Below are 23,701 nucleotides of genomic sequence, written 5' to 3'. Positions count from 1 at the left end.
TCGATCGGAGTCTCCGCATTCCGGATCTCCAGTCGAAGCAGCTTGCGGCCGGGCGGGGCCTGCGCGGCGTCGGACGATGTTCCTGGTGTGGCAGTCACGTGTCGATTCCTGGGGGGTGGTTCCGCCGAACCGTGGTGCCGGAGGGCGACCACGGCTCGGCGGGAGTGCTACATGTTGATCGGGCGACCCAGCGCGGCCAGGACAGATTCGTGCATGGCCTCGGACAGCGTCGGGTGCGCGAAGATCACTTCCGCGAGATCGTCGCCGGTGGCCTCCAGGGATCGGGCGATGCCGAAGCCCTGGATCTGCTCGGTGACATCGGGACCGACCATGTGGGCGCCAAGTAGCTCCCCGCTGTCGGCGTCGAAGATGGTCTTGACGAACCCGTCCCCTTCACCGATGGCGAGCGCCTTGCCGGAGGCCTGCAGATCGAACTGCCCGATCTGCAGGGAACGACCGGTCGCCCGCGCCTGGTCCTCGGTGAGGCCGAGGCTGGCGACCTGGGGCCGGGCGTACGTGCACCCGGGGACATAGTCCTTGTCCAGCGGGGTCACGTGCGCGACGCCCGCCAGCTTGTCGACACACAGCACGCCTTCGTGGCCGGCCTTGTGGGCGAGGCACGGGGCGCCTGCGACGTCGCCGATAGCGTAGACCCCGAATGCGGTCGTGCGGCACCACTGGTCGGTGGTGACGAAGCCACCGTCGACCTCGACGCCGAGGTCCTCGAGTCCCACATCCTCGACGTTGCCCTGGATGCCGGCTGCGACGAGAACCCGCTCCACGACACGCTGTTCGAGGGTTCCGTCCGCCGATCTCACCGTCACAGCGACGGAGTCCGCGCCGACCGTGAGTTCGGATACCGAGGCGCCGGTGTGGATCTCGATCCCGCGCTTCTCGAACTGCCGGCGCACGTGGCCGGCCACCGCGGCATCCTCGACTGGCATGATCTGCGGTGCCAGCTCTACGAGCGTGACCTCGCTGCCCAGATCGTGGTAGAGGCTGGCGAACTCGACGCCGATGGCACCGGAGCCGATGACCAGCAACGACTTCGGTAGGTCCTGGGGAACCAGTGCGTCGAAGTAGGTCCAGACCCGATCGCCGTCCGGTGTCACCCCGGGCACCGACCGTGGGCGCGCACCCGTGGCCAGGACGATGTGGTCGGCCCGGTACTCGGTGAGCGGCGAACCCGAGTCCGCGGTCTCCCGAACCCCCACGACGCCCTTTCCGGTCAGGCGTGCGGTGCCGGTGATCACGTCGATACCGTTCTTCTTCATCAGATATCCGATGCCGTCGGACAACCGGCCCGACACCCCACGGCTGAACTCGACCAGCTGTGCCATGTCGAATTCCACACCGCTGGTGGAGAATCCGAGGGGACGCAGATTCGCCAGCGTGTGGGCAACGTCGGCACCGTGCAGGAGTGCCTTGGTGGGAATGCAACCCCAGTTGAGGCAGATACCGCCGAGCCTGTCCCGTTCGATCACCGCGGTGCGGAGTCCGTGCTGAGCGGCGCGGATGGCGGCGACGTAGCCGCCGGGGCCGCTTCCGATCACCAGAACGTCGTATTTGTCAGTCATCTATACCCCCTAGACCAGCATCAACGCGGGTGATTCGATGAAGCGCCGCAGTTCCTGCAGGAACGTCGCGCCGAGGGCGCCGTCGATCACCCGGTGGTCGCAGGAGAGCGTCACGGTCAGCACCGTGCGGACTTCCACCCGGCCGTCCACGACGACCGGCCGTTGCTGCCCCGCCCCGACGGCGAGGATTGCGCCCTGTGGTGGGTTGATGATCGCGTCGAATTCGCGCACGCCGAACATGCCGAGGTTCGAGATGGTGAACGTGCCGCCCTGGAACTCCGCGGGGGTCAGCTTGCCGGTCTTGGCCTTCGTCACCAGTGCGTGGACCTCACCGGAGACCTCGGCGAGGCTCTTGCTCTCCGCCCCCCGAACGATGGGCGTGATCAGACCCGACGGCAGGGCGACGGCCACCGAGATGTCGGCGGCGGAGAATCTCAGCACCGCCTGTGCCGCTTCGTCGAACTGGACGTTGACATCGGGGACCTTGCGCAGCGCCGCCGCGCAGGCCTTGACGACGAAGTCGTTGACCGACAGCTTGACCGAGGGCACTGTCGCGTTGATCTCCTTGCGGAGTGCGAGGAGATTGTCGATCTCGAGGTCCACGGTGAGCCGGAAGTGCGGGGCGTTGCGCTTCGATTCCTGCAGACGCTGACCGATCGCCTTGCGCATCGAGTTGAACGGGATCGTCTCGAACTCGGGTGCCGTGTGCTGCGGGGTGTCCGCGCCGCCCGTGGACGCCGCCATCGGATCGGGAACGAGCCGAAACGTCCGTTCGGCCTCCCGGACATCCGCCTCGCAGACGCGTCCCCGCGAACCGGTGGCCCGGCAATCGTGCAGATTGATGCCGAGGGATTTCGCCAGTCGACGCGCCACCGGCGTCGCATCGACTCCGCTGTCGTCGTCGGAGGTGCGTCCGGGCACACTCGATCGGGTCGGAGACGGTGCTTCCGCGACGGTTCCACCTGCCGAACGAATCGCGTCGTGGACATCCGCGACGGAGATCCGGCCTTCGCGACCGGTCCCGGCCACACGGCGCAGGTCGATCGACAATTCGTCTGCCAATCGGCGGGAGTGTGGTGTCGCGAACACGTCACCCATCGTCTGTCCCCGTAGTGAATCCGGGACGGTGGTTGTGCCGGGAGTCCTCGCCGACTCCTGTGCCGCCGGCGCTGACGGGGTGGGTGTCACGCGCGGTTCCGCGGGGGTGGGTTGTCCACCCGGCGACCGCTCGGGCTCGGATGCGGGGACGGAATCCGCTCCGATGCCGGTCAGGAATTCCTCGATCTCGGCGTCGGAAACGGCCGCGTCAGCCGACACGGCCAGAACCGCACCCACCGGCAACGTGGCACCCGGCCTGGCGACGATGCGACGAAGCGCTCCGTCGAACGGCGCCTCCAACTCGTTGGTGATCTTGCTGGTCTCGATCTCGCAGATCAGATCGCCCTTCGAAAAGGGGGTTCCTTCGTCGATCAACCACTCGGTGACGGTGCCCTCGTCCATGGACAGGCCCCATTTGGGAACTTCGATCAGTTTGATGTCACTCATGGTCAGGCGGTCACCACCTTGCGTACCGCGGCCTCGATGCGTGCCGCGTTGGGAAGCCATGCCTGTTCGAGCACGGGGGAGAACGGCACCGGGGTGTGCGGTGGGGTGACCAGTTCGATCGGTGCCTTCAGCGAACCGAACGCCTTGGTGGCGATCAGCGCTGCGACGTCGTGGCCGAATCCGCAGCGTGCCGCGGACTCGTCGACGATCACCACCCGCCCGGTGGACGCGACGGATTCGAGGATGCCCTCCTCGTCGAGGGGTGAGACGGTCCGCGGGTCGACCACTTCGACGGAGATGCCTTCCGTGGCAAGTTTGTCGGCGGCCGTGTTGGCGGCATTCACCATGGCCGAGAGCGCGATGATTGTGACGTCCGTGCCTTCCCGGGTGTAGTTGGCTACGCCGAACGGGATGGTGTACGGCTCGTCGGGCACCTCCCCCTTGAGGTCGTACAGTGTCTTGTGCTCGCAGAAGACCACCGGGTCGTCATCGCGAATAGATTGGATGAGAAGGCCTTTGGCGTCGTACGCGTTGGACGGGGCCACCACCTTGAGGCCGGGGACCGCGGCGAACACGTTGTACGGGGACTGCGAATGCTGCGCCGCCGCCGAGAATCCGGCGCCGATCATGCCGCGCACCACAAGTGGGGTGCGCGCCTTCCCGCCGAACATGTAGCGGAATTTCGCGGCCTGGTTGTACAGGGCGTCGTAGCAGACTCCGAAGAAGTCCATGAACATCAGTTCGGCGACCGGACGCAGCCCGGTCAACGCGGCGCCGGCCGCCATGCCGATGATCGCGGACTCGGTGATCGGGGTGTCGATGACCCGGTCGGAACCGAATTCGGTCCACAAGCCCTTGGTCACACCCAGCACACCACCGAACGCCTCGAGCTTCCCGGACTCGAGTTCCGGGTTGGTCCCCGCCTGGCCACCACGCAGATCCTCACCGATCTGCACTACCGTCGCATCGCGTTCCATCTCCTGGGCGAGCGCGGCCTTGATTGCTTCGCGGTACGTCGTCTTCGACGTTGTCATCTCTGTTCTCACTCTCAGTACGACACGTAGACGTCGGTCAGAAGGTTTGCCAACGGCGGATATTCGGCTTGCCGCGCCTTCGCGACGGCGTCGTCCACGCGGGCTCGTGCGTCGGAATCGATCGCATCGAGTTCCTTCGCCGACACCTTCTTGCTGTCCGGGTGGTTGCGGAAGTTCAGCAGCGGGTCTTTCGTCTTGCGCAGTTCCGCGACCTGCTCCGCGGTGCGGTACAGCTGCGCGTCACCTTCGAAGTGTCCGTGCCAGCGGTACGCGATCGCCTCGATCGAGGTGGGACCGCCTCCCATCCGGGCACGCTCGACAGCCTCACGGGTCGCCTCGTGCACGGCGAAGAAGTCGGTTCCGTCGACGGTGACGGCGGGCATCCCGAAGGATGCCGCGCGGGAGGCGATGCTGGGTGCGCCGACGGCGTAGTCCCGTCCGGTGGCCTCGCCGAATCCGTTGTTCTCGGTGACGAAGATGATGGGAAGGTCGAGTACGACAGCCATGTTCATGGCCTCGAAGACTGTCCCCTGGTTGGAGCCGCCGTCGCCGGTGAACGAGGCCGCGACGCCGCCGTTTCGCAATGTCTTCGCACTGAGCGCCGCACCGATGGCCAGGGAGGGTGCCCCGCCGACGATGGCGTTCGCGCCCAGCATGCCCACGGACAGGTCGGCGATGTGCATGGAACCGCCCTTGCCGTGGCAGAGGCCGTCGTCCTTGCCGAAGATCTCCGCCATCATCCCGTGGAGGTCGCAACCCTTGGCGATGCAGTGCCCGTGGCCGCGGTGGGTGGACCCGATGTAATCGGTGTCCTGCAGGTTCTCGCACACGCCGACGGCAATGGCTTCCTGACCGGAGTACAGGTGAATGAAGCCGGGGATGTCGCCGGTGGCGTTCTCTTCGTGGAGACGGTCTTCGAACGCGCGGATCTCGGACATCCTCCGATACGCGCTCAGTAGCGAGTTCTTGTTCAGCGCCATTGCACTCCCTTGGTTTCTCCGTTGTCGCCGGCCACGTCGGGGCCCGTCTCCGATCGCACTGCGGCGTCGGAACGGTTCGTGCCTCGTGTAACCCGGGACATGAATGTAGGGAGATATGACGTGCGCAATAAACGTTGCAGCCGATTGCAATGGTTCGATCGAGGGATGCGAAACAACGACGCGGACGAGGTTCATCGAAAGCTCGTCAGGGTCAATATTCCGAACGTGACGGCCGCCCGTGATGGCGGCACTCGGGGTCACCGAGACCGAGGTGAAGGACTCGTAGTCGGAAGGGATTGACACAGCATTGATCACGGCGTTTGACTGGAACGCAAGCTCGTGTGGGCTCGCCCGATGGTGTTCTGGGAGGTTGACGTATGCGCGGCACAGGGTTAACGGGTCCGGGCCACCGACGCGGAGCAACCTCCCATCGCAGGACCATCTGGGTACTGGCACTGGTGGGTGTGTGCGTTCTCTCCCCGACAATCACCCAGACAGCCAGCGCAGACCCGGCAGCGGCCACCGTCGACACCGGGTTCGCGATCCCCTTCGCCGGGGCACCCGGCTATGAGAGCCTGGCTCCGACGCAAGTGACCAGTCCGGGGCAGCTCAACCAGCCACTCGGTCAGCAAGCGGCGGACGAGATTGCCGGCCAGGTGGGGCTCACCAGGGCTGACGCTTTATCCGAACAGCAGTATCGCGACCTCATCACCGGCGGCGGAGTCGGCGGCAGCCGCGAAGCTGCCGAGGTGATCGATGCATGCGCCCAGATCCTCACCAACACGAACGGCCGTCCGCTGTATTCCAACGTCGATGGACACCTCACACCGTCGGTTCTGGCCGGCTACGGGCTCTACGTGAACACGAGCGGACTGTTGGAGAGTCCGGCCAACGCGGACGCCCCGACGAGGCAGGTGAACTCATTGATCGCTCCCGGCGGGTTCGTGGGTACCTGGTTGAGGAACAATGATGCGACACGAACCCTGATAGCTCTCTACCGGTCGGCGTACACCGTGCAAGCGGTCTACGGCTTCGCAGCGCAACAGATTTCGGGCGCAGCTCAACTGGTGACGAACACCAAGGGGGGTGTGAGTTCGGAGGTAGGCATGTCGATGGCGCCGCCGCTCTGGATAGTGAACTTTGCCCTGCTCTACATACTGAATCCTTCCCTGGCGGCCGCGATGCCTGCCCACTGGACTCCCATTCCGCCGCCGGTCGCCGACGCAATACACTCGAGCCCCACCGGTCAGATTCCTTTCAGCGACTATGCGTCCTACTTCCAGTGACTCGATTCCGGAGCCCGGCGAGATGCATTGACGTCGAGATGGCCGAGTTGTTCGACCATGTAGGTCACGGCGTTGTCGATTTTGCGGCGCCAGAGCAGCGTCACCTCTTCGGACTCGTGGGCCTCGAGAGCATGGAATATCGCGGTGTCGTCGGCGACGATCTCATCGACCGAGTACGCGTATTCCAGACCGAGAATCGAGACGAACATCCGCAACTGCAGCGACAGTCGGAAAACATCTTCTCGATTCTCGGCATGTCGGCTGCGGCAGCGAGGGCGTCCTGCCACCGGATGTCGGCGTCGCCCGTGCCGGGAATGTCGCGCATGCGCGACATTCCGGACGACGTCGTCCAGGGCGTCCCTGATCGGTCCGCGGGAGACACCGAGCCGGGTGGCGAGAGGCTTTTCCGCGATGCGCTGCCCCGGCTGGAAAGCACCCACGAAAACGGTGTGATCGGTTACTCCGCCCACCGGCGCACCTCGTGTGCGAGATCGCGCAGTCCCGGCGATTGCCGAGGGTCGAGGACTTCGGTGATCGAGTTCAGTTGCGCGAGCCACGAGTCCGAATGCCCTCGTTCCGCATAGTTCCCACGTGACTCGCACGAACCTGCGGGTCCCGTTCTATGATGTTGCGATGAGGGCAGATCCGCGCCGCGCACGGGTGGACGATGTGCATGAGTTGGCCTTGGGTATGCCCCACGTCAAGGTCGAATGTGGGCCGCGGGGCAATCCTGTCTATCAGGTCGGCGGCAAATCGTTTGTGTTCTTCCGAACGCCTCGCCCCGATGCCTTCGATCCTCGTACCGGTGAACGATATACGGATGTGATCGTGTTCTGGGTGCCCTCCGAGTCCGACAAGCAAGCAATGGTTCAAGACCCGGCGTCGCCGTTCTTTACCACTCCGCATTTCGACGGACATCCGTCGGTGCTACTGCGGGCAAGTCGAATTGGTGATCTGACGCTGCAGGAGCTGACTGAGGTGGTTCAGGATGCTTGGCTCTGTCGGGCATCTCCGGCCAGGGCTTCGGCGTGGCTCGCCGCGCACCGTCGTTCGTAGCGCAGGCTCAAGATCGCCCCGGTCGCCCGGACCGGGTGACCCAGCGCGATCCCACCACCGTAGGGTTGGGGTTGGTCTTCTCCGGGTTCGGATTCGCGTCCCGGATCACCGCGACCGCCTTCGACGCGAACGCCTCGTTCAGCACCATCACATCGCACACCGGGCCGCCGGTGCCGCGGCGATCGAGCCGCCAAGTGCCCCGCAGGGGCAAGTCCCGGCAGAGAGCTGGTCGCGCTAGTGGCCTAGCGTCGCGCCGCAACCTGACTGCCCGACCGCCCGGACCTCGTGCCGGGATCGCCCCTGTCACGCCCGAAAGACGTAACCGATCCCCCGTACGGTGTGGATCATTCGTCGAGCGCCCGTGGCTTCCAGCTTGCCTCGCAGCGAACTGATACACACGTTCAGCACGTTCGACCGTGCCGCCATCGACACCGGCAGCGCCCAGATGGTGCGGAGGAGATCTTCGCGGGAAACGACGCGCCCGACCTCCTTGGCAAGGACGACCAGAACATTGAATTCCTGTCGGCTCACGTCGACCCATTGGCCGTTGGAGTGAACGGTTCTCCCGGTAAGGCTGATGGTCAACGCGGGGAAGGCGAGGTCCTCGACCGGTGCCCAGCGCACACGGCGAAGAACGGCGCGGAACCGCGCTGCGAGTTCGGGCACGGTGCAGGGCATCACCACGTGGTCGTCGGCGCCGGCATCGAGGATGGCGATGCGGTCGGCGCTGGACGCGGTGCTGCTGATGACACAAATTCCGGCAGCGACTCCGTCGAGTCGCTGCCGTTGAACCGTGGACACGATCTCGACCCCCTCTCGTTGAAAGTAGGCGATCAAATCGGGGCGCAGTGCGTCGAGTCTGCTCGGAGTCAGGTCGCGGAGGTCGGTGCAGGACACCCGAAGGCCGTGGGATCCGAGCTTGCTCAGCAGGTTCGGCGACCCGACGCCCACCAGCAGTACCGAGGGTTGTGTGAGCTCATCTGACGCGAGGCAAGTCACGGATCCGATCCTCTTCCGGAAGTACCAACGGAGATGACAGCTGCATCGGCATGCTGCAACAGATCTCGCGAAGAAGGTCTCGGCACAGCACGGCCCAGGAGGGCGGGGCAAGTTCACCTGCGGTCACGTTCATCTGCGAACTCCGGATTGCTCGGGGGCGGCGGTGGCGCCCTGGGGACGTTCCAGTCCGTCGGGCACGCTGCCCGGCTTCATCGTGACCCCAATTACATCCCATGCTTGCCGTTATTGGCAAGGCTCATTTACCATTAATGGGTCACTTGTTCCCCAGGAGGTATCCATGTCAGAAGATCTCGAGGGCGTCTACTCGGCGGTCGCCACTCCGTTCACCCAGGATCAGCATCTCGATGAGGCCGGTCTGCGCCGGTTGGTCGACCGCACCATCGAATCTGGGATTCACGGGCTCGTTCCGCTGGGCTCGACGGGTGAGTTCTTCGCCCTGAGCCGCGGCGAACGCGAGTGCGCGCTGGAGGTGGTGCTCGAGCAGACCGCAGGGCGGGTGCCGGTGGTGCCGCACACCGGTGCGACCAGCACCGCCGAGGCGATCGCTCTGTCCCAGCACGCGGAGAAGGCGGGTGCGACCGCGCTGATGCTGGTGGCGCCGTACTACGAGCCGTTCAGCATCGAAGAGGTCAAGAGCTACTACAAGGACGTCGCCGGATCGGTGTCGATCCCCGTGATGGCCTACAACCTGCCGGCCGCGACCGGGGTGAACCTGACCCCGCAGATCCTCGGTGAACTGATCGACGAGGTTCCCAACGTCAAATACGTCAAGGACACCAGCGGTGACTTCACCGCCGCGGCGCAGCTCATCCATGAGTTCGGGGACAGGGTCTCGGTGTTCGTGGGTTGGGACACCCTCTTCTATGCCGCCCTGCTCGAGGGTGCCGCCGGTTCGGTCATCGGTGCGGCGAACGTGGTGCCGCGTCAGCTGATCGCCGTGTACGACGCCATCCAGGCGAGCGACCTCGCGCTGGCTCGTAAGCTGTGGGCCACGCTGTTCCCGGTGATGAGCACCCTCGTCAGCGGTGGATACACCGCGGCCGTCAAGGCCGGCATGGAACTGGTCGGTCACCCCGCCGGGCCGCAGCGGGCACCCGGTGCCGCCCTGACCGGTCCTCGCCTTCGCGAGCTCGAAAAGGCCCTCGCGGCACTGTAAGCGGGGACATCCCGCCCCGTCGGCATCTATGATCGCCGGCCCCGACATGGGGCCGGCGATCATCGTTGTGGGCGGGGTTTCTTGCTGTGCGGGAATCTGAATCGGCCACACCGATCGGGAGATGATCGACCGTGGTGTGTTCTCGATCGCGTCGAGGACGACCTGGAGTGCTCTGTCCACGAGTCGGTCTCGCCCTTGCCATGTCATGTCGCGCAGTGAGCCGAGTGCGTACCGTCATGGTGCCTCGGCGCGGGCGGCGGCGTCGGTCCGCTCCGACGCACGACGAACGGCGGGGGACGAAGTCGTGACTTCGTCCCCCGCCGTGCGGATTTCGGCCTAGTGACCGTCGCCGTCTGGTCTCATGCGCGACCGGCGCGGAGCCGTTCGGCGACCTCGATGGCGTCACCTTCGGGTGCGGTGGAGTCGGCGCCCGGCTTCGCGATCACCAGGTAGAGGAACCCGGCGACGGTGATAATGGAGAACCCGATCAGCGCGATCCAGCGGTCGACGAACGGGAGGCTCTCGTCGCCGCTGGGCCGGGCCAGGATGATCATGGCGATGATGCCGTAGACCAGGGCAGCGATGTTGACGGCGACGCCCAGTTTGCCCAGGGTCCACGGTCCGCCCGGCTTCCAGCCCTTGAACCGCATCCGCAGCGCGGCCAGGACCACCATCTGGAAGGCAAAGTAGGCGGCGATGACCTGGAACGCGGCGATCCGGAACAGCGAGTCGGGGAAGAAGTAGACGAAGACCGTGAGCAGCACCGGCGCGACGTTGATACCGAGCAGTGCGTTGACCGGGATGTGGCTCGAGGAGGTGCGGGCGAAGAAGTGGCTGCCGGGGAACATGTCGTCGCGGGCGAACGAGTACACCAGCCGGCTGACGGCCGTCTGCTGGCCCATGACACCGGCCAGGAAGGAGGTCAGTGCAATGATGAGGAACGCCTTGGAACCGACCGTGCCGAGGCTGCCCTGCAGGATCGTCGGGATGGGGTTGGCGTCCTCCCCGGCCACGACGGCGGCCAGATCCGGGCAGGCGAGGACGAATCCGGAGAAGGCGAGCAGGGCGGCACCGCCGCCGACGAGGACCGTCAATGCCATCGCCCGAGGAATGGCGCGGGCCGGATTGGGGGTTTCCTCGGCGACCTCGCCGCAGGCCTCGAAGCCGTAGAACATGTACAGGCCCACCAGTGATGCTCCGATGAAGGCATAGATGTAACTCTGCCCGCCTCCGGCGCCCATGGTGTCGAAGAAGACCGAGAAGGGCTGCTTGCGCTCGAAGATCAGCAGATACAGGCCGATCGCGACGACGCCGATGAGTTCTGCGGTCAGGCCGACGACGGAGATCCGGGCGAGGGTCTTGGTGCCGGTGAGGTTGAACAGCAGGCAGACGGTCAGCACCGACAGGGTGATGACGAGTTTCTGCAGCCCGGTGGCCGAGACCGACGGCTCGTCCGCGGTGCCGAACAGCAAACTTGCGATGAAGTCGGAGCTGAACATGGCAGTGGTGGTGATGCCGATGGTGATGGCACAGATGTAGACCCACGACATCAGCCAGGCGTACTGGCCGTTCCAGAGCCGGCGCGCCCATTGATACAGGCCGCCCGCGAGCGGGAACTGGGAGACGATCTCACCGAAGACCAGGGCGACCAGCAGCTGTCCGAAGCCGACGATGAAGATCCAGAAGATCGCTGGGGGTCCGGCAGTGGAGATTCCCAGCGCGAAGATGGAGACCACGCCGACCATCGGGGACAGGTAGATGAAGCCGAGGGCGAAGTTCGCCCACAGGTTCATCTTGCGCTCGAATTTCGGTTCGTAACCGAGGGCGCGGAGATGCTCGTCATCTCCATGGGGGGCGACTTCGCGGCTGTTACCCGTATCGCGCGTCTCTAGCATGTTTCCTCCGGGGATGGGGACTGACCGAGTGAATCGAAGATCGACGCAGTGTGCGGATCGACTTCAACTCGACCTCTCAGTGATGCATGTCACTGTGCCATTAAGGTTAATTCAACTGGCCATTTTTGGCAATGCTATCCGGTAAATGTTGTGTGGCAGTACTGGGACTGCGATAACACGAGTCTGCACGCCCCCGAAATACGGGGCCGTGCAGGCTGGTTCGGTCTTCCGTGTGTGTTTGTTCAGAGCGCGGTGAGCCAGGTGTCGCCCAGGGTGTAGCCGTTCGGGAAGGGATCGCTGGGGTCGAGCCCGAGCTGGGTGGTTCCGGTGATCCAGGCCCGTCCGGCGACGCTGGGGATGACCGCGTCGTACCCGCCGATGGTGGTCACGGACTCCACGCGGGAGTCGAATTTGGTGCCGATCAGTGATTCGTGGACGAATCGCTCGCCGACGGCGAGTTCGCCGCGGGCGTGCAGGACCGCCACTCGTGCCGAGGTGCCGGTGCCGCACGGGGACCGGTCGATCCGGCCGGGGGAGACGACCACGGCGTTCTTCGACGTCAGATACTCGCCGTTCTCGTCGGCCTGCCGGGACAGCGGCCCGGTGAAGACCGTCTGGGTGATGCCGGGGATCTCCGGGTTCTCGGGGTGCTTGACCTCGTACTGTTCGGCGCCGGCCTGCTTGATGCGCTGGCCGAGTTCGCAGAGGGCGCGGGCTTCGGAGGGCTCGAGGTCGAAACCTGCTTCGGCGGCGTCGACGACGACGTAGGTCATTCCGCCGTAGGCGATGTCGACTGTGAGCTTGCCCAGATCCGGGACCTCCAGCGGCACCTGGGTGTGGTAGACGAAGGCCGGCTGGTTGGTCAGCCGAACGTTTTCGACCTTGCCGTCCTTACACTCGCACTGCACCTTGATCAGGCCGGCCGGGGACTCGAGGACCACTTCGGTGACCGGCTCGGACATCGGCAGCATCCCCGTCTCGAGCAGCACGGTCGCCACGCACATGGTGTTCGATCCCGACATCGCCGGGTACTCCGTCGACTCGAGGATGACGTAGCCCAGCGGGGCGTCGGGGTGGTTGGACGGCAGGATGATGTTGGCGTTCTGCACTGCGGCACCGCGCGGCTCGAACAGGATCAGCTGGCGGATCTGATCGAGGTTCTCCTCGAGGTAGACGCGCTTGTCGAACATCGTCTGGCCGGGAACGTCGCCGATGCCCCCGACGATGACGTTGCCGACCTCGCCTTCTGCGTGGCAGTTGACCACATTGAGTACGCGGCTGAATCGCATTGTTCGCTCTCTTCTTTCGGCGCTACCGATGCGCGCTGAGGTTGTCTTTCGGGGTACCCGCAGGGTCCGGTGGGCAGACGGACTTACCGGTCACCGAAGATCGTCCGGTGCCAGTCCTTGTGGGCGACGCCGGTGATATCCGACATCACATGCTTGACGTTGGTGTACTCGTCGAGCGAGTAGGTCGACATGTCCTTGCCGTAGCCGGACTGCTTGTATCCGCCGTGTGGCATCTCGCTGATGATCGGGATGTGGTCGTTGACCCACACGCACCCGGCGGCGATATCGCGAGTGGCGCGTTGCGCCCGGTACAAGTCCCGGGTCCACGCCGACGCCGCGAGACCGAACGGGGTGTCGTTGGCTAGAGCGATGCCCTCGTCGTCACTGTCGAAGGGGAGCACGACCAGGACCGGGCCGAAGATCTCCTGCTGCACGATCTCGCTGTCCTGGGTGGCACCGACGACCAGGGTGGGCTCGTAGTAGAAGCCGTCGGCGAGGTCGCCGCCCGGGATGCTCCCGCCCCGCACGATCGTGGCCCCACCGGCGCGGGCGCGGTCGACGAACCCGGCGACGTGCCCCTGCTGACGGCGCGAGACCAGCGGCCCCTGATCGGTGGACGGGTCGGTGGTGGGACCGAGCCGGACGGTGTCCATCACGGCAGCGACACCGTCGACGAACCGATCGAACAGCGGGCGCTGCACGTAGGCGCGGGTCGCTGCGGTGCAGTCCTGGCCGGTGTTGATCAGCGACGCGGCGACCGCCCCCTGAACGGCGGCGTCGAGGTCCGCGTCGTCGAAGACGACGAACGGGGCCTTACCGCCCAGTTCCAGGTGCAGCCGCTTGCCGGCTGCCGCGGCGGCGATGCTGTGTCCGACCGGTGTGGATCCGGTGAACGAGACCATGCTGACGTCCCGGTGGGTCACCAGTGCGTTGCCCGCGCTGGTGCCCCTTCCGGTGATCACGTTGATCACCCCGTCCGGGATCCCGGCGCGGGTGGCGGCCTCGGCGAACAGCAACGAGGTCAGCGGGGTGATCTCGGCGGGTTTGAGCACGATCGTGTTGCCGGCGGCCACTGCGGGCAGGATCTTCCACGCGGCCATCTGCAGCGGGTAGTTCCACGGGGCGATCGACCCGACGACACCGATCGGTTCGCGGCGGATGCTCGAGGTGTGATCGCCCGAGTACTCGCCCGAGGCCTTGCCTTCGAGGTTGCGCGCCGCGCCGGCGAAGAATGCGACGTTGTCGATGCTGCCCGGCACGTCGAACTCGGTGGTCAACTTGATCGGCTTACCTGCCTGGGCCGACTCGACGGTCGCGAGCTGATCGGCGATCGTCTCCAGTTCCCTGGCCCACCGGGTCATCACCTCGGAGCGGTGGGCCGGGGTGGCGCCGGCCCATTCCGGTAGGGCGCCGGTGGCCGCGGTGACGGCGTCGTCGACGTCCTCGGTCGACGCCAGGGGGCCGGTGACGACGGTCCGACCGGTGGACGGGTCGAGCACGTCGAACGTGTCGGCGGATTTTCCGTCTCGGTAACGGCCCCCGATGTACTGCGCGGGGCGGTCCCAAATATGTTGCGCCACAGTGATTCCTTCGTTTCTTCCGACCTGTCCGGGCGGAGTGACGCTGCCCGGACAGGGGAGGGTTGGTGGGGTCGAGGTCGCGGCGGGCCGGTTAGCGGTTGTCCACCATGACGTGCTTGAGGCGGGTGTATTCGAGCAGTCCGGACTCGGCGTTCTCGGTGCCGATGCCCGAGGCCCCGAATCCGCTGACGGGCAGGTCCGCGGCGAAGACCAGGTGGTTGTTGACCCACACGGTGCCGAAGTTCAAGGCGTTCTGGACGCGGGTGGCGGTACCGACGTTGCTGGTGAACAACGACGACGCCAGCCCGTACCGGGTGCCGTTGGCCAGCGCGATCGCCTGCTCTTCGGTCTCGAAGGTCTGCACGGTGAACACCGGCCCGAAGATCTCCTCCTGGACCAGTTCTTCGTCGTCGGCGACTCCGACGACGATCGTCGGCGGGAAGAAGAACCCGTCACCCTCGCAGCTCTCGCCGCCGGACACCACGCGGGCGCCGGTGCTGCGGCCGTTGATCTTGGCGAGCACCCGGTCACGCTGCAGAGCCGAATTCATCGGTCCCACCGTGGTGGTGGGGTCGAGGACGTCACCGAGTTTCTCCCGGCTGCACCGCTCCTTCAGTCCGTCGACGAACGCGTCCAGCAGGGGCGCGTGCACGATGACCCGGCTTGCGGACATGCACTCCTGACCGGTGTTGTACAGCCCACCGGTCGCGATCGCATCGAGCGCGGATTCGAGGTCGGCGTCGCCGAACACGATGACCGGGGAGTTGCCGCCGAGCTCCATGATGGCCTTTTTGATGCCGTCGGCGGCCGCGATGCCGACCTTGCGGCCGGTGTCGATGGAGCCGGTGAAGGAGACCACGTCGACCTTCGGGTGCCGGGCCAGTGCGTCACCGGCGACGGCGCCGGTGCCGAAAACGACGTTGAACACTCCGTCCGGGAGGACCCGGGCGATGATCTCGGCGAGCCACGCCGTCGAGTACGGAGTGGTCTCGGCGGGCTTGAGGACGTAGGTGTTGCCGGTGGCCAGCGCGGGGAACACCTTCGCGACCGCCTGCAGCAGCGGGTAGTTCCACGGCGTGATGCCTGCAGCGACGCCGATCGGTTCGCGGCGCATGATCGAGGAGACGCCCTCGAGGTAGTCGCCGCTGGAGGGGGCCGGCAGGGTGCGGGCGGCGCCGGCGAAGAACCGCATCGCGTCGATCACTCCGGGCAGTTCCTCGTCCCGGACCGCGGTGATCGGCTTGCCCGCATCCACGGCCTCGATGACCGAGATCTCCTCGAGAAGCTCCTCGGTCAGGGTGGCGATGTCGAGCAGGAATTTCGAGCGCGCGGCGGGGGTGAGGGCCGCCCATCCGGGCTGCGCGGCGCGGGCGGCGGCCACCGCTGCGTCGACGTCGGCAGCGGAGGAAGCCGGGACCGTTCCGATCTCGCGGCCGGTGGACGGGTCGAGCACCGTGATGGTCTCCGGCGAGTTCGACGGGGTCCAGCGGCCGTTGACGAAGTTGCCGGCCACTCGTCCCGCGAGCTTGTGGAGAACCGAACGCTGGTCGGATCCGATCGTGGAGAGGGTCATGGTGGAGTCCTTTGCTGTGAGGCAGGTGTGATGGGTGACGGGGGCTATCGAGGTGTCGGCCGGTAGGAGCCGGGATAGTTCATCGCTGCCTCGAAGATCTCGTCGGAGAGTTCCTCGGCGGCTTCCTCGAGTCGGGGCGGGTTGCGATGCTGACCGGGGTAACCGATCAGGCCACGTACCTCGGGGACGAGGTAGTAGGCGCCACTGACCGCGGTGGCCACCACGTCGAACCGCGCCCGGTCGCTCTCGTGCAGGTCGACGATTGCCGGTTCGAGGTCTGAGGCCGTCGCCAGCAGTGCCAGCTCCGCCTGCAGCGCACCGACCAGGTCCACGCGTGCCGTGAGAGCTCGCTCGAGCCAGATGCCCTCGGGGTCGGCGTCGCGGAGGCTGGGCCGGGTCGTCGTGGCGGGAATGAGGACGTCGGCGATGTGCCAGAGCGTCTGCCGTTCCTGCTCGCTCAGGTGGGTCATTCGGAAATCTCCTGCCAGCGTGCGTTGTTCGTGAGGTGTTCGGCGGCACGCAGCGCCAGTGCCGTGATGGTCGCGGTCGGGTTGACCGCACCCGAGGTGGGCATGACGCTGCCGTCGACGATCGCCAGGTTCGGCACGTCGTGCGCGATGTTCCACTCGTTGACCACCGACGTGGCGGGGTCGGTGCCCATCGTGGCGGTGCCCAGCAGGTGTCCGGGCTGCTCCGGCCACAGGTCGGTCGCCACCGTGTGCACCGCTCCGGCGGCCTCGTGCGCCTCGACGGCGCGTTCGAGGTTGAACTGCAGGAGCTTCTTCGTGTTCTCCGACAACCGGTAGCGGACGCGCGGAGCCGGGATTCCGTTCGAGTCGGTGAGCGTCGGGTCGAGATCGACGTGGTTGGTCTCCTCCGGCATGTCCTGCGAGTTGATGCCCCACTGCAGGCCGCGGCCCAGCGTTTCGTCCATGCGATCGTGCACGGCAGGCCCCCACTTTTCGGCGAACGGGCGCCGATCGTGTAGCGACAGCGCGCGCAGCGGCCCACCGATGGGCATCACCTGCCATTTCGCGCCGCCGACGAAGCCGCGGGAGGGGTCGGTCTCGTAGAATTCGAGGGAGTGAATGGCCTGCCCGGCCGGCCCCAGCCAGCTGTCGAGCGGCTCGTCGTAGATGCCGGTGACCTCGGCGTTCGGGTGCAGCATCAGCCGCTTGCCGACCAGACCGGACGAGTTCGCCAGCCCGTTCGGGGCGCCGCCGTGCGCGGAGAGCAGCAGCAGGCGTGGGGTGCCGATGCCGTTCGCGGCCACGACGACCAACCGGGCCTTCTGCCGGTGTTCGTGTCCGGCGGCGTCGACGTAGACGGCGCCGTCTGCGCGGCCCTTGGCGTCGACGGTGATCGTGCTGACCCGGGCGCCGGTGATCAGCCGGGCGCCGTGCCGGATGGCGGTCGGCCAATGGGTGAGGTCGAAGGATGACTTCGCCCCTTCCGGACAACCGCTCTCGCAGGTGCCCCACCGGGCACATCGCGCGAACTCACCATGCTTCTGGGAGGCAATCGCGTTGGGGGAGGGCCACCAGTGCCAGCCCAGCTTGTTCATTCCGCGGGCCGCGATCCGCCCGATCCGGCCGATCGGGTGCGGGGGCAGCGGAGGCACCATGCCGTCGGGGTACATCGGGTCGCCTTCGAGCCCGGCGAGGCCGACGGCGGCGTCCATCCGGTCGTAGTACGGGGCGAGGTCCTCGTACGTGATCGGCCAGTCGTCGGCGACACCGTTGAGGGTCTTGATCCGAAAGTCCGAGGGCAGCAGTCGCATCCAGTGCGCGCTGTAGATCAGCGTGCTGCCCCCGACGCCCGCGAACATCACCGGGGAGACGTCCGACTCGGACACGTTGGTCGGATAGTCGGTTGCGGTGCCGCGCACGTTCGGCTCGGGGTACCACTGCTTCTGCGAGAGCAGTTCGAATTCCGGTTTGTCGCCAGGGAACTCACTGTTGTTGATCCAGCGGCCCTGCTCCAGGCAGACCACCGAGAACCCGTGCCGGGCCATGTGCTCGGCCACGACACCCCCGGAGGGGCCGGCGCCGATGATCAGGACGTCCGCCCGATCCGAAGGTGTAGGTGTCCCATCGCCGATTGTCATCGGGATATCTCCTCCCGGCCTCACGGCCTTGGGTCGTACCGGAGCGAGACGGCAACCGCGGGTCGCGCATTCACTCGTCTGTTCACTCACGCGGCGCCGAGACGCCGATCACACCCAAGAGGATAATTAACTTGGCCATTTTTGGCAAGGTAAATACAGCCGAGGCGGATGATCGTCAGATCATCCGCCTCAGGGGGAAGGGAAGGGCACGGGTCAGGGGACTCCCGCGGTGAGGAAGGCCGGCAGTTGCCGATGCGGTGTGCGCTGGAGAACGTCCGCGACGATGCTCTCGAAGTGGCCGAGATGCCGGTACATCTCCTGCTCGATCTCGACCGGGTCGCCCCGCTTGAGGGCCGCCAGCGTCGCTTCGTGCAACTCCACCCCGCATTCGTAGTCTTCCGGGGTGCGCAGCATCATGTCGTGGACGGGCGCGAGCTCCTTCTCCAGTCCCTTCATCATCGCCTCGAGGGACGGGTTGCCCGCAGCGCGCCAGATGGTCCGGTGAAACAGCAGCTCGGCCTGAGCGGCCCGGCTGAGGTGGTCCTTGTGGGCGCGCAGCAGATCGATCGAATGCTGCATCAGCTGGTAGTGCTCGTCCGTGGCACGCACGGCGGCCAGCTGCGCCACGCGCGGCTCGAGGGTCTTGCGCGCCTCCAGAATGCGAAAGATCTCGTCCGCCTGGAGCGGGTCGGCCTCCGGCAAATTCTCGAGGCCCTCGGGAATCCAGATCGAGATCACCTCGGGATTGCCGTGCCGGCCCGGGCGGCTCCTGAGGATGCCCGCCTCGACCAGCTTGGAGATCGCGCTACTGACCGTCGGACGCGAGACGTCCATCTGTGCGGCGAGCGCCCGCTCCCCGGGCAGAACATCGCCTTCGCGCAGCTCACCAGACTTGATGCGGTCGATGATCTGATGCATGACGTCACCGCCCGCGCTACGGCTCCGTACCGGCCTGAAGTCCCTCACGATTGCCCTCCTCGTACGTCGCCGTCCGCGACACCATTATACGGTAAGGCATCTGCCAAATATGGCTAGTCGTTGTGTCCGCTGGAGACGCAGATTTGTTTGGCGCGGTCTCGCGGCACTACCCGGTGCATCTGCCCCACTGTCCACTAATGGAGAGCGGAGTGTGGTGTCGACCTCGAGGATGGATGCCGAGGAACGTCGTCGGCTCCTCAGCGACAAGTACGCGGCGGTGTCTTCGTGTGTCTGCCGCGACGTCAGTTCGTGTACAGGGCCGCGCCGAGTCCGCCGTCGACGACGATGGCCGCGCCGTTGACGAACGACGCGTCGTCCGACACGAGGAACCGCACCACATTGGCGACTTCCGCGGGTTCGGCGATGCGCTCCATCGGATAGGCGGAGGAAATTTCCTGCCGTGCCAGCTCGGGGTCGGCGTGGGCGGCGAAGTACTGCTGGACCATCGGGGTGTTCATGTCGCCGGGAAGCACCGCGTTCGCGCGAATCCCGGCGCGCGCCAATTCGCGCGTGACGGCGATGCTCCGAGTAAGTCCGAGGACCGCGTGCTTGCTGGCGGTGTACGCGGTCAGCATGGGGTCGGCGCTCACCGACAGGACGGAGGCGATGTTGACGATGCTCCCTCCGCGGCCGTGTCGCAGCATCGCCGCTGCGGCGTGTTTGCATACCCAGAAGGGGCCGCGCACGTTGGTCAGATCGATAGTGTCCCAGTCCTCGTTGGTCGTCTCCAGAAAGTTCCGTTCGATCTGACGCCCAGCATTGTTGACCACGAAGTCGAGTGTTCCGAAGCTGGTCTCGACCCGCGTGAGGGCGTCGACCACGCTCCGTTCGTCGGTGACATCGGCCTGTACCGCAAAAACGGTCCCAGGCAGGTCGTGGGCCATCTGTGCGGTTTCCTGCAATTTGTCGGCGTTGCGGCTCAGGGCGACGACATTGGCGCCGTGGGCGGCCAGCGCCAGAACCGTTGCTCGGCCGAGACCACCGGAGGCGCCGGTGACGAGTCCGGATTTAGCTGTGCAAGAGAGCATGTGTTTCCTCGAGGTATGGGATCGCGCGGAAGAACCGTTGCGGGATAACCGATCCGGCGCGTCGCGACCGGGCACTCGTCGGGTTCCACGAATGTCTCGGTCAAGGATTCGCCGACCGGGCGGGAAGCTGGTTCGATTTCCGAAAACCTACCGTGGCAAGTGACCCGAGGCCCTGGTTTGCGCAGCCTACTTATCTCCCGCTCATCTTCCGTTTGGAGAAGTGCTCACACTCTTCCCTGCGAAGATTCGAAGCCGAACCACGAGTGACACGGAGTTGGTCGCGTCCTCCGTGGGCGTCGATAGGGGCGACTTGAATTCGGCGGAACCGCGGGTGCGGAGCTATTCCCGCGCGGTCTCGCGCAGGTGTATGCACACCTCGTCGATCGCCTGTTTCGTCTGCGCGAACGCGCCGATCTCGGTGACGAAGCCGTGGAAGACGCCGGCATACCTGGTCAGCGAGACGGGGATGCCGTCGCGCCGCGCGGCGGCGGCGAGTCAGATCTGCCCAATTGTAGCTCTGGTTTGGGCAAATATTGCCAGTGCCCAAAGGTGGTCGCCCTCATAGCGTGGGCGGCGTGAGAGTTCTGATCGGGTTCCCGGTGATCCGCCCAGTAGGTGGTGGCTTCTGGCGGTGCTCGCCGAGGTCACGACCCGCATGCCGATTCGTTGAGATGGGGCGGGGTGGTCGCGACATCCCGCACCGTGTTCACCGTGGACGCGCCGATGCCAGCCGAACGATCGTCACCGTCTGATTTTCCTACCCCGCAAGCCCACATAGAGGAGATGTCAATGCCCGACGCAATCGAGGTCCGCAAGGTTCCGCTGCACAGCGTGTCCGACGCCAGCGAGCTGGCCAAGCTCATCGACGACGGCGTGCTCGAAGCGGACCGTGTCGTCGCTGTCATCGGCAAGACCGAAGGCAACGGCGGCGTCAACGACTACACGCGCATCATCGCGGACCGAGCCTTTCGTGAGGTCCTCTCGGCGAAGGGCCGCCGCAGCGCCGACGAGGTGGCCGAGGTGCCCATTGTGTGGTCCGGCGGGACCGACGGTGTGATCAGCCCGCACGCAACGATCTTCGCGACTGTGCCAGCCGGGAAGGCGGCGAAGACCGACGAGCCGCGGCTGACCGTCGGTGTCGCGATGAGTGAGCAGCTGCTGCCCGAGGACATCGGTCGCACGCCGATGATCACGAAGGTGGCCGCGGCGGTGAAGATGGCGATGGCCAATGCCGGCATCAGCGACCCGGCCGACGTGCACTACGTGCAGACGAAGACGCCGTTGCTGACGATCCACACCATCCGCGACGCCAAGAGCCGCGGCGAGACGGTGTGGACCGAGCACACCCACGAGTCGATGGACCTGTCCAACGGTGTTACGGCACTGGGGATTGCCGTCGCGCTCGGCGAGGTCGACATGCCCAGCGATGCCGATGTCATGCACCGCCGGGACCTCTTCTCGTCGGTGGCATCCTGTTCGTCGGGTGTCGAGTTGGACAGGGCCCAGGTCGTCGTCGTCGGCAATGCGCGTGGCGTCGGCGGTCGATACCGGATCGGGCACAGCGTGATGAAGGACCCGCTCGACCAGGACGGCATCTGGGCGGCGATCCGTGACGCCGGACTCGAGCTGCCCGAGCGGCCCCGCACGAGCGACCTGGACGGCCGGCTCGTCAACGTCTTCCTCAAGTGTGAAGCGAGCCAGGACGGGACGGTTCGTGGCCGCCGCAACGCGATGCTCGATGACTCGGACGTGCACTGGCACCGCCAGATCAAGTCCTGCGTGGGCGGTGTCGCGTCGTCGGTGACGGGGGATCCGGCGGTGTTCGTGTCGGTGTCGGCAGCACACCAGGGTCCGGAGGGCGGCGGCCCCGTGGCCGCCATCGTCGACCTCGGCCAATAGTTCGTGCTCACACCGTGAGTGAGGTTGTGTCGCGGCCCGGTAACCGGGCCGCGGCGCGACCTCGACCACACCGACCGCCGATTGTGAACGATGTTGCGGTCGGAGTCCATGCACGTCGGCGGTTCGCCGGTATTCGTTTTTGAAACGTGGAGAGGTTCACCCATGTCACACGTCATCGACCCCGTCACCGTCGGCGATTCCGGCCCTCGCACGGGACCCTCGGGCCAGCCGCGCGAATACGGAGAGCTCGTCATGTGTGACGCGTTGACGCTCAGTAGTGCGATCAAGAGCCGCCAGGTGTCGTGCATCGACGTCATGACCGCCTATCTCGACCACATCGAACTGCACAATCGCAGTGTCAACGCCATCGTCGCCCTGCGTGACCGGGACCAGTTGCTGGCCGAGGCGCACGAGCGGGACCGCCAACTGGCCGACGGGCACTACCTCGGCTGGATGCACGGCTTCCCGCACGCCGTCAAGGACCTCTCCGCGGTCAAGGGCCTACCGTTCACCTCCGGATCACCCATCTTTGCCGACCGGATCGCCGACGCGGACGAACTGTTCGTCACCCGGATCAGGGCAGCCGGTGCCATCATCATCGGCAAGACCAACACCCCCGAGTTCGGACTCGGATCCCAAACCTACAACCCGGTCTGGGGCACGACGGCGACACCGTACGACACCTCCCGCACCGCCGGTGGAAGCAGCGGCGGCGCTGCTGCGGCCCTGGCGTTGCGGATGGTCCCGGTTGCCGACGGCAGCGACTACATGGGGTCCCTGCGCAATCCGCCGGCCTTCAACAACGTTGTGGGCTTTCGCCCGTCGTGGGGCCGCATCCCCGAGGCCGGATTCATCGCGCAGGGCGCAGTTGTCGGTCCAATGGGACGGTCGGTGGCTGATGTGACGCACCTGCTGTCCACGATGGCGGGTCCCGATGCCAATGCCCCGCTGGGCATCGACGAGGACCCCGAGGTATTCACCCGGAGCCTCGAACGTGACTTCAGCGGGACGCGGATCGCATGGGTAGGGGACTGGGGCGGGTACCTGGCGACGGAACCCGGAGTCCTCGAACTGTGCGAGTCCGCATTCGAGGCGTTCGGGAACATCGGTTGCCGCGTCGAGGCGGCGCTCCCCGACTACAAGCCCGAGGACATTTGGCAGCTGTTTCTGAGGTGGCGCTGGTGGGCGCAACTCGGCTTGGTCGACCTCTACAACGACCCGCAGACACGCGCGCAGATGAAGCCCGAGTTCGTGTGGGAGATGGAGCACGGAATCGCTCTCTCCGCGCTCGACGTCACCAGGGCTGCGGCGGCACGCAACGACTGGCAGGCGGCCGTCACGAAGATGTTCGACACCTATGACTACATCCTCGCGCCCAGTGCGCAGGTGTTTCCGTTCGACAAGGCCACACACTGGCCCACGACGATCGCGGGCCGGCCGATGGATACCTATCACCGGTGGATGGAGACCGTCGCACCGTGGACGATGGCGAGTCTTCCGGTTGCTGCGATGCCGGTCGGTTTCGATGGCCGCGGGCTTCCCATGGGAATACAGATCATCGGACGACACGGCGCAGACCGGGCCGTTCTCCAACTCGCCCACGCGTACGAGCAGGCAACGAAGTGGGTGGAGCGTGTGCTTCCGCCCGCGCTCCTCCCGGGCTGAGCCGTGCTGGTGACGCGGCGCTGTATCGTCGCC

The 23,701-nt window shown here is 66.0% G+C and carries 19 protein-coding genes and 1 pseudogene; 5 read left to right on the top strand and 15 right to left on the bottom strand.

The features are described 5' to 3' along the window. Positions 1-167: 167 nt before the first annotated feature. The 4 genes from lpdA to AZG88_RS21805 are packed head-to-tail and all read right to left on the bottom strand — an operon-like array spanning position 168 to position 5,136. A complete protein-coding gene (gene lpdA / locus AZG88_RS21820) occupies positions 168-1,577 on the bottom strand; it encodes a dihydrolipoyl dehydrogenase (protein ID WP_005243582.1) in 1,410 nt (469 codons plus the stop codon). A 9-nt stretch (positions 1,578-1,586) separates the two neighbouring features. After that, positions 1,587-3,122, bottom strand: a complete 1,536-nt coding sequence (locus tag AZG88_RS21815; RefSeq protein WP_061699002.1) for a 2-oxo acid dehydrogenase subunit E2 — start codon at positions 3,120-3,122, stop codon at positions 1,587-1,589. A gap of 2 nt (positions 3,123-3,124) precedes the next feature. Beyond that, on the bottom strand, positions 3,125-4,156 hold the full coding sequence (locus AZG88_RS21810) for an alpha-ketoacid dehydrogenase subunit beta (RefSeq protein WP_005243580.1): 1,032 nt from the start codon (positions 4,154-4,156) through the stop codon (positions 3,125-3,127). Positions 4,157-4,170: 14 nt separating this feature from the next. Then, positions 4,171-5,136, bottom strand: a complete 966-nt coding sequence (locus AZG88_RS21805; RefSeq protein ID WP_025431990.1) for a thiamine pyrophosphate-dependent dehydrogenase E1 component subunit alpha — start codon at positions 5,134-5,136, stop codon at positions 4,171-4,173. A 377-nt stretch (positions 5,137-5,513) separates the two neighbouring features. On the opposite strand from AZG88_RS21805, the gene AZG88_RS21800 reads away from it, so the two are divergent. Next, complete coding sequence (locus AZG88_RS21800; RefSeq protein ID WP_061040937.1) at positions 5,514-6,422, top strand: hypothetical protein; 909 nt, start codon at positions 5,514-5,516, stop codon at positions 6,420-6,422. On the opposite strand, the gene AZG88_RS52740 is transcribed toward AZG88_RS21800, so the two are convergent. Further along, positions 6,410-6,892, bottom strand: a complete 483-nt coding sequence (locus tag AZG88_RS52740; RefSeq protein ID WP_197487895.1) for a GntR family transcriptional regulator — start codon at positions 6,890-6,892, stop codon at positions 6,410-6,412. The two genes, AZG88_RS21800 and AZG88_RS52740, sit on opposite strands and share 13 nt — an antisense overlap. Positions 6,893-7,055: 163 nt before the next feature. On the opposite strand from AZG88_RS52740, the gene AZG88_RS50255 reads away from it, so the two are divergent. Beyond that, positions 7,056-7,478, top strand: coding sequence for an MmcQ/YjbR family DNA-binding protein (locus AZG88_RS50255; RefSeq protein ID WP_005243574.1), 423 nt, complete (start codon positions 7,056-7,058; stop codon positions 7,476-7,478). Here the strand turns inward: AZG88_RS50255 and AZG88_RS53900 are convergent. Both AZG88_RS53900 and AZG88_RS21790 read right to left on the bottom strand, forming a co-directional pair. Then, a pseudogene (locus AZG88_RS53900) lies at positions 7,478-7,632 on the bottom strand (acetyl-CoA C-acyltransferase); the annotation flags it as partial. The gene AZG88_RS50255 and the pseudogene AZG88_RS53900 overlap by 1 nt on opposite strands. 149 nt (positions 7,633-7,781) lie before the next feature. Further along, on the bottom strand, positions 7,782-8,477 hold the full coding sequence (locus tag AZG88_RS21790) for a response regulator transcription factor (protein ID WP_231914127.1): 696 nt from the start codon (positions 8,475-8,477) through the stop codon (positions 7,782-7,784). A 298-nt stretch (positions 8,478-8,775) separates the two neighbouring features. Here AZG88_RS21790 and AZG88_RS21785 point away from each other — a divergent pair, with 298 nt between their 5' ends. Next, positions 8,776-9,654: a dihydrodipicolinate synthase family protein gene (locus AZG88_RS21785; RefSeq protein ID WP_061698997.1), complete on the top strand. Its 879-nt coding sequence runs from the start codon at positions 8,776-8,778 to the stop codon at positions 9,652-9,654. A 359-nt stretch (positions 9,655-10,013) separates the two neighbouring features. Here the strand turns inward: AZG88_RS21785 and AZG88_RS21780 are convergent, their stop codons facing one another. The 8 genes from AZG88_RS21780 to AZG88_RS21745 form a co-directional block, all read right to left on the bottom strand. Next, positions 10,014-11,549, bottom strand: a complete 1,536-nt coding sequence (locus AZG88_RS21780) for an APC family permease (RefSeq protein ID WP_061698995.1) — start codon at positions 11,547-11,549, stop codon at positions 10,014-10,016. Between the two features lie 242 nt (positions 11,550-11,791). Then, entirely contained in the window at positions 11,792-12,838 is a 1,047-nt protein-coding gene (locus AZG88_RS21775; protein WP_061040940.1) for a proline racemase family protein, read from the bottom strand. 83 nt (positions 12,839-12,921) lie between these two features. Beyond that, the gene (locus AZG88_RS21770; RefSeq protein ID WP_005243559.1) at positions 12,922-14,418 is read right to left on the bottom strand and encodes a gamma-aminobutyraldehyde dehydrogenase; all 1,497 of its coding nucleotides are present in this window, start codon (positions 14,416-14,418) and stop codon (positions 12,922-12,924) included. Between the two features lie 91 nt (positions 14,419-14,509). Continuing rightward, positions 14,510-15,991, bottom strand: coding sequence for an aldehyde dehydrogenase family protein (locus AZG88_RS21765; RefSeq protein ID WP_082833419.1), 1,482 nt, complete (start codon positions 15,989-15,991; stop codon positions 14,510-14,512). Between the two features lie 44 nt (positions 15,992-16,035). Next, on the bottom strand, positions 16,036-16,461 hold the full coding sequence (locus AZG88_RS21760) for a hypothetical protein (RefSeq protein ID WP_061040941.1): 426 nt from the start codon (positions 16,459-16,461) through the stop codon (positions 16,036-16,038). Then, positions 16,458-18,098 (bottom strand): GMC family oxidoreductase, encoded by a 1,641-nt coding sequence (locus AZG88_RS21755; protein WP_061040942.1) that lies wholly within the window; start codon positions 18,096-18,098, stop codon positions 16,458-16,460. Before AZG88_RS21755 ends, AZG88_RS21760 begins: the two co-directional genes overlap by 4 nt. A gap of 213 nt (positions 18,099-18,311) precedes the next feature. Next, entirely contained in the window at positions 18,312-19,016 is a 705-nt protein-coding gene (locus AZG88_RS21750) for a FadR/GntR family transcriptional regulator (protein ID WP_231914126.1), read from the bottom strand. Positions 19,017-19,318: 302 nt separating this feature from the next. Continuing rightward, positions 19,319-20,104: an SDR family NAD(P)-dependent oxidoreductase gene (locus AZG88_RS21745; protein ID WP_061040943.1), complete on the bottom strand. Its 786-nt coding sequence runs from the start codon at positions 20,102-20,104 to the stop codon at positions 19,319-19,321. 789 nt (positions 20,105-20,893) lie between these two features. On the opposite strand from AZG88_RS21745, the gene AZG88_RS21740 reads away from it, so the two are divergent. Both AZG88_RS21740 and AZG88_RS21735 read left to right on the top strand, forming a co-directional pair. Then, positions 20,894-22,003 carry a ring-opening amidohydrolase gene (locus tag AZG88_RS21740; RefSeq protein WP_005243548.1) on the top strand — a complete coding sequence of 370 codons (1,110 nt, stop codon included), beginning with the start codon at positions 20,894-20,896 and terminating at the stop codon, positions 22,001-22,003. 162 nt (positions 22,004-22,165) lie between these two features. Continuing rightward, positions 22,166-23,668, top strand: coding sequence for an amidase (locus tag AZG88_RS21735; protein ID WP_061698993.1), 1,503 nt, complete (start codon positions 22,166-22,168; stop codon positions 23,666-23,668). Positions 23,669-23,701 lie beyond the last annotated feature (33 nt).

Origin of the sequence: Rhodococcus sp. LB1, from assembly GCF_001583455.1 — a bacterium.
Lineage (GTDB): Bacteria > Actinomycetota > Actinomycetes > Mycobacteriales > Mycobacteriaceae > Rhodococcus_F > Rhodococcus_F opacus.
This window is presented reverse-complemented; position numbering and strand designations above follow the sequence as displayed.